The sequence below is a fragment of the Paenibacillus sp. AR247 genome (genome assembly GCF_002968895.1).
In the GTDB taxonomy this organism is placed as follows: Bacteria; Bacillota; Bacilli; order Paenibacillales; family Paenibacillaceae; genus Paenibacillus_AQ; species Paenibacillus_AQ favisporus.
The window spans coordinates 416,879-417,278 of sequence record NZ_PCZT01000002.1; the positions used below are offsets into that span (position 1 = coordinate 416,879).

Consider the following 400-nt stretch of genomic DNA (forward strand, 5'->3'; position numbering starts at 1 on the left):
TTCATGGCCGTTTGGAACCATTCTTCCCCCTCAATCTTGGCGGTAACGTTAATAAACTGGGTGTTGTTGATCATCGTCCTGTTGTAATGGTAGAAGCGGACGTTGCTGATTTCGTTATAGAGCCGCGGAAGCTCATCAAAATCGTTGTATTTCGAATAGGCCTGCACCATTTGCAGAATGGTCGTGTAATTTGTATTGACCAGGTCCTTCAGGTTATCGTCCAAATACAGCTTGTTGGAAATCGAGATCGGCACGGACAGCATGGTGGACAGCTGGCTTTTGATTTTATCCACATCATTGGAAGTCTGCTCTATGGCGTTGTCCAGTGCATCCTGTCTGAAATAGGCGGTAATGATGCCCCCCACGATCAGCACGGGGATCATGACGACGAACAGGTAGG

Annotated in this window: 1 pseudogene; it reads right to left on the reverse strand. The window is 47.8% G+C overall.

Features of this window, described 5'->3' with window-relative positions:
* Positions 1 to 400: pseudogene (locus CPT76_RS38745) on the reverse strand (two-component sensor histidine kinase); the annotation flags it as partial.